The sequence below is a fragment of the Cohnella sp. genome (assembly GCF_041641335.1).
Lineage (GTDB): Bacteria > Bacillota > Bacilli > Paenibacillales > Paenibacillaceae > Cohnella.
On sequence record NZ_JBEPYQ010000169.1, the window covers coordinates 1 to 5735 of the forward strand.

At 55.3% G+C, this 5735-nt stretch carries 5 protein-coding genes; all 5 read left to right on the plus strand.

Going from position 1 to position 5735, the window contains the following annotated elements; all coding sequences use genetic code 11:
• Nucleotides 1–324 precede the first annotated feature (324 nt).
• Nucleotides 325–1488, plus strand: coding sequence for an exo-beta-N-acetylmuramidase NamZ family protein (locus ACESLM_RS30220; RefSeq protein ID WP_372638392.1), 1164 nt, complete (start codon nucleotides 325–327; stop codon nucleotides 1486–1488).
• A gap of 39 nt (nucleotides 1489–1527) precedes the next feature.
• Nucleotides 1528–2640, plus strand: coding sequence for a serine hydrolase domain-containing protein (locus ACESLM_RS30225; RefSeq protein WP_372638394.1), 1113 nt, complete (start codon nucleotides 1528–1530; stop codon nucleotides 2638–2640).
• A gap of 40 nt (nucleotides 2641–2680) precedes the next feature.
• Entirely contained in the window at nucleotides 2681–3997 is a 1317-nt protein-coding gene (locus ACESLM_RS30230; RefSeq protein ID WP_372638396.1) for an ABC transporter substrate-binding protein, read from the plus strand.
• A 140-nt stretch (nucleotides 3998–4137) separates the two neighbouring features.
• Nucleotides 4138–5079 carry a carbohydrate ABC transporter permease gene (locus ACESLM_RS30235; protein ID WP_372638398.1) on the plus strand — a complete coding sequence of 314 codons (942 nt, stop codon included), beginning with the start codon at nucleotides 4138–4140 and terminating at the stop codon, nucleotides 5077–5079.
• A 19-nt stretch (nucleotides 5080–5098) separates the two neighbouring features.
• On the plus strand, nucleotides 5099–5735 hold a 637-nt coding region (locus ACESLM_RS30240), incomplete at its 3' end, for a carbohydrate ABC transporter permease (protein WP_372638400.1).

Genomic DNA, 5735 nt, shown 5'->3' on the forward strand with positions numbered 1-5735 from the left:
GATGGGGTTAGGACGGACGGCGGCAAACGAATAAGCAAGGATGAAGGACGCTCCGAGTGATCGGGGTGTCCTTTTTTTTGACGGCGTCGTACGATTGTTCGGCTTCGAACGCTTTCGCGATAAGGCGGTCTGTTTTTTAAAATATGAAAGCGATTTCTAGGGAAAACTCGATAAGTTCTGCCGGGCATATTTTGTGAAAATCAGAAAAAAAGTTTCGTATATAATAAAAAATATTGAAATTATATTTCCGAAACAATATAATGTTTGTGCAAGGGCTAGTCAGAATAGCAGATTGAAAGATCTTTTATAAAAGGGGGGGTCAAGATGGGGAACGGAGTTTTGGTCGGGGCTGATCAGGTCGACCGACTGAGCGGGAGTCTGAAGGGGCGCCGATTTGCGCTTCTTACCAATCCGACCGGGATCGACTCCGGATTCCGTTCGACGATCGAGGTGTGCGCCGGCATTGAGGGCGCCAAGCTAAGCGCTTTCTTCGCTTGCGAGCACGGCCTGCGCAACGAACTGCAGGCGGGGGTGAAGTTCGAGGATCACACGGACGAGGAGTACGGCATTCCGGTGTACAGTCTGTACGGGAAAAACCGCGTGCCAACCGCGCATAGCTTGCAGGGATTGGATGCCGTCGTCTTCGACATTCAGGACTTGGGAGTACGTTTCTATACGTACTTGACGACGCTTGTCTACGCCATGTCGGCATGCGCGGAGAACGGTGTGAAGCTCATCGTGCTGGACAGGCCGAACCCGCTTGGCGGGCACCGGGTCGAGGGAGGCCTGCTGCGGGAAGGTTTTTATTCGATGGTCGGAGCGTGGGAAATGCCCGTGCTCAGCGGCATGACGATCGGCGAGTTCGCCCGCCTCGTCAACGCCCAAGCCGAGAAGCCGTGCGAGCTGGAGATCATTCCTCTGCAGGGCTGGCGGCGCTCGATGGAGTATTCCGATACGGGGCTGCCTTGGATTATGCCTTCCCCGAACATGCCGACCATCGACACGGTACGGATCTATGGGGGCAACTGTTTATTCGAAGGAACGAATCTTTCGGAAGGAAGAGGCACGACGCGGCCGTTCGAGATGGTCGGAGCTCCATGGCTCGACCATAAGCAGCTCTGCGACACGCTGAACGCGCTGGAGCTGCCGGGAGTCCGATATCATCCGGTTACCTTCACCCCAACCTTCCAGAAGCATGCGGGACAGCTTTGCAAGGGCGTGTTCACCTACGTAACCGACAAGACAAGCTTCCTTTCCGTCGAGAGCGGCTTAACGCTGCTCCATCATATCGTCTCGCTGCATCCGAACGAGTTCGAATGGCAGGGGAGCGAGGACGGCAAAACCTTTATCGATATCCTGAGCGGCAGCGACGAGGTTCGCCGTCGGATTGCGCAACCCGAAGGGTTGAAGGAGATCGCGGCCTCATGGAAGCGGCAATCCCAGGAGTGGGGAGAGCAGCGTAAATCTTACTTGCTATATGAGGACTAAGCTCGGGAAGGGGCTTGCGATGCAAAGGAGTTGCGGAAGATGAACGAGCAATGGTCGGTGGAAACCGACTCCGGGTGGAAGTTGACCGAAGATGCGGCAGCCCGGATCAGGAAACCGATCCTGAAAGCGATCGAAGATGGGCTGATTCCCGGCGCTTCCGTCGCCATCTCCTTCAGGGGAAGTCGCATTTGCTATGCGGCCGGGCTTGCGGTAAGCGCTCCCAATGATTGCCCGGCCGGTCTGGATACGCTCTACGATTGCGCCTCTCTGACGAAGGTCGCGGTAACGCTGCCGCTTATTCTTCAACTGTGCGAACAAAACCGGCTCGGTCTGGACGCCGAAGCTTCCGCCTATTTACCCGAGCTCCGAGGCGGCGGAGCCGCACGGATCACGATTCGCGAGCTGCTCGCCCATACGTCGGGGCTGCCGGCCACTCACGATTTTTACAGCGTTCCCTGGAGTTTGGAGCGGATATTGGCCTTCATCGGGAACGAGGCTCCGATCGAGCGTTCGGTCAAAACGGTTGTCTACAGCGATTTGGGCTTTATCGTACTGGGAGCGGTCGCCTCCCGTTTGTACGGTCTGCCCCTGGACGAGGCGGCCCGGCGTTATCTTTTCGAGCCTCTCGGGATGACAAAAAGCGGGTTTTGTCCCGATCGAAGCAATCTCGACGCAATCGCCGCCACGGAATGGTCGGACGAACTGGGCGGCTTCTGGCACGGTATCGTCCATGACGAGAATGCCCGCGCCCTGGGAGGTGTAAGCGGTCATGCAGGATTGTTCTCTACGGCCGAGGATTTGCTCAAGTATGCGCGGCTTTGGCTGAATCCCGGGGGCGTCAGTACTTCTCCGCTGTCCAAGACAATGGCTAGGGAAGCGACCAAGCTTCAAACCTTCGGGGCAGGCTCGTCACGAAGAGGGCTTGGCTGGGTGTTGAAGGGAGACGAGGCGGATGTGTCTGGAGCTTTGATGACCCCCGAGGCTTTCGGCCATACCGGATTTACCGGAACGAGCCTTTACGTGGATCCCGGCTACCAACTCGCCGCCGTGCTACTGACGAATCGTGTTCATTATGGAAGACATCTTAACGTTACCGGGCTTAGGCATTCGTTTCACGAGGCGGTTGTCCGCGCTCTAGTCGGGCAAGATTGAATCGATTCTATTCCAATCGAATTGACAGGAGGAATTCCGAATGAAATTGAAAGCTCAATCCGCTACGATGCTGATCTTGATTCTGTCTCTGATTCTGGCCGCATGCGGCGGAAAAGATGGAAATAACGGCGGTGCCGCCACTTCCTCGCCGACCGGCTCCGAGAAGGCGTCTCCCGACGGCAAAGTGACCGTGACGGTTACGTCGTGGCGCGCAGAATCCAGCGAGCAGCAGTTTTACAAAAAGCTGCAAGAGGAACTGAACAAGACGTCTCCGGAAATTGTCATCGATTATCAACCGGTTAAAGCGACCGAGTACAATACGACGCTTAATCTGAACCTGAACACGGGAACGGCCGCCGACATCATTCACCTTCGTCCTTACGCGGGGGGCAAAGCGGTTGCCGATGCGGGCTTCCTGGAGCCGATCGACGGGCTGACGGGTCTGGATAAGTTTACCCCGGCACAGCTTGCGGCAGCGCAGGGCTCCGACGGCAAGCAATACGGCGTGCCTTACATGCTGAGCTCTACGCAAATTTTATACAACAAAGAAATCTTCGAGAAGAATAATCTGCAGGTTCCGCAAACGTGGGACGGATTTATTCAAACCGCCGAGAAGCTGAAAGCGGCCGGCGTCACGCCTCTCGCCTTCGGCTCCAAGGAAGGCTGGGTGCTGTCGCTGATGCACGGAGCGGTCGGCCCGCAGTTCTACGGCGGCACCGGGTTTGTCGAGAAGTTCCTCGCCGGCGAAGCGAAGCTGGACAGCCCGGAATATATTCGTTCGATTCAGGCGATGAAGGACTTGCAGCCGTATTTCCCGGCCAACTTCGAAGGACTTGGCATGGAGGACGTTCGCACGCTGTTTGCCACCGGACAAACCGGCATGGTCATTAACGGACACTTCGAGATCGCGTCCATTCTGGGTCTCAATCCGGAGCTTCAAATCGGCGTATTCCCCGTGCCTCCCGCAGAGGCCGGCGGACAAGGATCGGTGTCCACTTGGGTCGACGGTTCGTTCGCTCTGAACAAAACGTCCCAAAACAAAGAGGCTGCACGCAAAGTGCTGGAGTTCATGACGACCGAGGCGTACGGCAACCTGATTCTGGATCACACGAAATCTCCGTCTCCGATTCCGGGCACGTCTACGGACAACGAGCTGGTCAACGAGATCGCTCAGCTGTCCGGCACGAACGCGACTCCGTATTTTGCCGTTACGGCGCTGAACAACGGGAATCCCACGACGAAATCGACGTTGGAAAATTCCCTGCAAGCGATGTATCTGGGTATGCTGACTCCGGAGCAGGTTGCGGCAGAAGTACAGAAGAGCGTCGACACCTGGTTCTCTAAGCAAGCGAAATAATCATCAAGATCACATCCGCAACGGACGCGGCCGCGGATCGTACGAAAACCTTCTGGAATGGACGAGATCCTTCCGGAATGGATCGTGAACCGCGGCCGTTCGTTATCGGATTTACTGCGAATGCGAGGTGGAATCCGCCTATGGGAAAGGCGAACAACGAAAGCCTGAAAATTCGCGGAGGTACGCGTAATAAGTGGCTCGTTCATTTATTTCCGCTTCCTGCCGTCGCGATTTATACGATTTTTATCGTATATCCGATTCTGGCCGCCTTCACTTACAGTCTGTTTGAATGGAAAGGACTGATGATGGGAGGGTTCAACCAGTTCGACAACTATAAGCGGTTGTTTACTCAAGAGCCGTACAACACGATGTTCTGGAACGCCTTGTCGCATAATGTGTACTACTTCGCGATCGAAATGCTCGTTCAGAATACGATTGCGTTCGCTTTGGCGTACGTGATCTACAAAAAGATAAAGGGCGTCTCCTTCTTCAAGATCGCCTACTTTCTGCCCCGTCTGCTGTCGATTATCGTCGTCGGCTTCCTGTGGAAGCTGATCCTGAACCCGAACATCGGCGTTCTGAACGCCAGTCTGCGCGCTGTCGGCCTGGACTCCTGGGCGACCGCCTGGCTGGGCAACCCCGATACGGCGCTGACAGCCATTGCCCTGATCAACTCCTGGTTTGCGGTCGGCTTCTATATGTTGATTCTTCTGGCGGGCCTTCAATCGATCTCCGTCGAGGTGCTCGAGGCGGCCAGGCTGGACGGCGCGACCGGCTTCCGGCTGATTCGCTCCGTCGTGCTGCCGATGATGTTCCAGCCGCTCGTGATCGTCATCGTCATGACCTTTATTCAATCGTTCGAGGCATTCGAGCTCGTGTTCGCGATGCAGGGCTCCATGGGAGAGCCGTACTATTCGACCGACTTGCTGGCCGTCTTTTTCTACCGCACCGCATTCGGCACCAGCTCGGGAGACGCAGGCTCCCTGGGCATCGGCTCCGCGCTGGCGGTGGTCATGTTTGTCATCATCGCGACGATATCCGCCCTGTTTATGCGCTACGTAAATAAGCGGGATCAGACCTAACGAAAGGAGCCTAGAATGCATGAGCATGAAAATGATGAGGCGAAGCCTGCTATACACGGCCGCAATCGGATACGCGCTCCTTTCGCTCTTTCCGCTGGCGCTGATGCTGATTTCTTCGCTCAAGCCTAATATCGAGATTCTGACTAAGCCGTTGGAGCTGCCCAGCAAGCTGACGTTCGCTTCTTACGAGAAGCTGTTCGTGGAATTGGATTATTCCAAGTACGTGTTCAACAGCGCGTATATCAGCATCATGAGCTTGCTCATGGTGCTCGTATTCAGCGTCATGGTGTCTTACTATATCGCAAGATTCGACTTCAAATGGAACGGCATGTTGTTCTTCTATTTTTTGATCGGGATGATGCTGCCGATCAAGCTCGGATTAGTTCCGCTGTTTCTGCTGATTCAGGACTTGAATCTGGTCGATTCGCATTGGTCCGTCATTCTCATCTACGTCGGCTCGGGTCTGCCGATGGCCGTGCTGATTCTGGCCGGTTTCTTTCGCACTTTGCCTAAAGAGCTGGAAGAGGCGGCCAGAATAGACGGGTGCACCAATGCGGGCCTGCTGATGAAGATTCTCGTTCCGCTGATGAAGCCCGCTATCGGGACGGTTACGATCATCAATTTTATCGGGGTATGGAACGAATTTTTCTTCCCTA

Coding starts and splice junctions, on each gene's coding strand:
- ACESLM_RS30235 (WP_372638398.1), top strand. CDS start 4,138: ATGGGAAAGGCGAACAACGAAAGCCTGAAAATTCGCGGAGGTACGCGT.
- ACESLM_RS30225 (WP_372638394.1), top strand. CDS start 1,528: ATGAACGAGCAATGGTCGGTGGAAACCGACTCCGGGTGGAAGTTGACC.
- ACESLM_RS30230 (WP_372638396.1), top strand. CDS start 2,681: ATGAAATTGAAAGCTCAATCCGCTACGATGCTGATCTTGATTCTGTCT.
- ACESLM_RS30220 (WP_372638392.1), top strand. CDS start 325: ATGGGGAACGGAGTTTTGGTCGGGGCTGATCAGGTCGACCGACTGAGC.